Source organism: Bacillus sp. 05T31 (genome assembly GCF_056396725.1).
The window spans coordinates 1-2,417 of the sequence record NZ_JBFTMA010000678.1; the positions used below are offsets into that span (position 1 = coordinate 1).

Genomic DNA, 2,417 nt, shown 5'->3' on the forward strand with positions numbered 1-2,417 from the left:
GCCCATCAGGTAGCATAGCGAAAAATTTAAAACCCGTCAGGGTTTATTTGATGTGCCTACTTTTATGCTATCTATAAAAGATAATAAAAGACTACGTGAAAAAACCACATTTTGTATAAAAAGATACCTTAAGTTGATGGATGTGGGGTAGTACCACATCGGCATATCAAGCATTAAACAGAGTTAAGAATAAAAAAATTCAAGACCATCGGAATTGGATGATCAGAAATTATTCCTTAACCTTTGCGGCAGTTACATTAAGAATTTGGCTACCTTTRTTTGTATTGCTATTTGGAYTRRAGCAKTTYGAASTTAGTTAYRCTGTTATTGCTTGGTTAGCRTGGGTRCCAAATTTAATYATTGCAGAATTATTTATAAGACAAAGTCTTAATAAAGGACAACAACAGAAAAATGCTGATTTACAACGTTAAGGAAATTTCAATATTAAAAAGCCTAATTTCTCAATTAAATATGAAGAAATTAGGCTTTTTTCATTTAGTGATGAAACCCATTATCACATTTCGTATCATGTGGCATAGGCCCGTCCAGGGAATCCAGAAAGGCAACGGTCTGTTTGAGGTTCCTCAAAAATAAATGCGCGAGATCCATGGAAAATCCATTTCGAACCACAACGCGCATAATCGTCACCGCTTCCATATCTGGAGGCAATGGATAGGCGGGTACTTGCCAGCCGAACACACGCAATTGTCGAGATAAATCATAAAGATTCCAGTTTAATGTGTAACCATCTTTCAGTCGCCAAGCGAAAACCGGAATATCCGAACCATCGGACAAAAGTTCGAACGGTTCCATMTTCTGAATCGCCTTGCTAAGAAAAAGAGCGACTTTCTGAGAAGCYCTTTGGACATCATAGTACCCACTTTTCCCCAAACGCAGGTAATTGTAATATTGCAGGAGCACTTGTGCGCCAGGACGAGAGAAATTCAGGGCAAAAGTCGGCATGTTCCCGCCCAAATAGGAGACGCGGAAGATTAGATCCTCAGGGAGATCTTCAGCTTCCCGCCAAATTATCCAACCCAACCCAGGGTAGACTAATCCATATTTATGTCCGGATACATTGATGGACTTCACCCTCGGTAATTGAAAATCCCAGACTAAATCTGGTTGAAGAAACGGTGCTATAAATCCCCCCGAAGCCRCATCCACATGCATGGGAATATCGAGGCCCGTCCTCTCCTGTAAATCGTCCAACGCTTTCGCAATGGCGGCAACCGGTTCGTAAAGCCCGGTATAAGTCTCACCGAGAATCGGTACCACACCAATCGTATTTTCATCCACGGCAGCGAGGACCCCTTGAGGATCCAATCGGGGATGCTCTGGGCTAACCTTCACATAGCGTGGTTCAACCTCCCAATAGTTCGCGAATTTTTCCCAMACGACTTGAACAGCAGAACTAAACACAATATTGGGCCGATCCACCGGCTTCCCTTCGCTTTTGCGTGCATTTTGCCAGCGTCTCTTTAACGCAAGCCCCCCGAGCATACATGCTTCCGACGATCCAGTTGTTGAAACGCCCATAGTCGTAAGGGGGGTGGGCGAATGCCAGAGGTTTGCTAAAATGCGGACACACCGCTCCTCAATTTCGGCTGTCTGTGGATATTCATCCTTGTCAATCATGTTCTTGTCGAATGATTTGGCATATAAGTGCTCTGCGGCAGGCTCCATCCATGTGCTAACGAATGTTGCAAGATTCAAGCGGGCATTGCCATCAAGAGCAATTTCATCATGGACGATTTGATACGCTGTTTCTGGTAACATGCCTTCATCAGGCATGTGAAAGCGCGGAACGACTGATTCTCCTTCGCGGGCAAACARAGGATTTACAGAAAATTCGTGAGGCAGCTCCATTTGCACGTGACGCGGTAGATATTGTGGATTATCTGGCATGATCTCTTTTCCTTCGTATGCATCGTTTTGAACTTCTGCTTTTCGATCCTGTGGCATACAAGTCCCCCTTAATTAATTATTTAACAAACATATTATTTACAAAAAAGCATTTGTTAAACCAAGGGGACAATTCTATTAAAAGGTGCTGCTACCATTCGAATTAAAGGAGAARCCATGAATGGACTTGCAAGAGCTATTTTCTTCGGAAAACAAGGTGAGCTTAGGGAACGAACCATACAGCATCAATTGCAAAGGGTCAGTGCCTTAAACATAATTATCAATGCCATCAGTATCTGGAATACTCTACATTTAACAAAAGCAGTTAAATATCAAAAACGGATAGGTAGTTTTAATGAGAACTTATTGCATCATATGTCACCTTTAGGTTGGGAACATATCAATTTACTAGGAGAATACCATTTTAATTCAGARAAAGTGGTCTCATTAGATTCTCTAAGACCATTGAAACTTTCTTAGCGCTGTTAAAAATAGTTGGAGCTGCTTGCTTC

The 2,417-nt window shown here is 42.0% G+C and carries 1 protein-coding gene and 2 pseudogenes; 2 read left to right on the forward strand and 1 reads right to left on the reverse strand.

The features are described 5' to 3' along the window. Positions 1–155: 155 nt before the first annotated feature. Positions 156–431, forward strand: a pseudogene (locus tag AC1DJR_RS26465) (DUF2306 domain-containing protein); the annotation flags it as partial. 64 nt (positions 432–495) lie between these two features. Here AC1DJR_RS26465 and gad read toward each other — a convergent pair. Then, positions 496–1,965 carry a glutamate decarboxylase gene (gad, locus tag AC1DJR_RS26470; protein WP_477003906.1) on the reverse strand — a complete coding sequence of 490 codons (1,470 nt, stop codon included), beginning with the start codon at positions 1,963–1,965 and terminating at the stop codon, positions 496–498. Positions 1,966–2,070: 105 nt separating this feature from the next. Here gad and AC1DJR_RS26475 point away from each other — a divergent pair. Then, positions 2,071–2,385 (forward strand): annotated as a pseudogene (locus tag AC1DJR_RS26475) (Tn3 family transposase); the annotation flags it as partial. Positions 2,386–2,417: the final 32 nt, after the last annotated feature.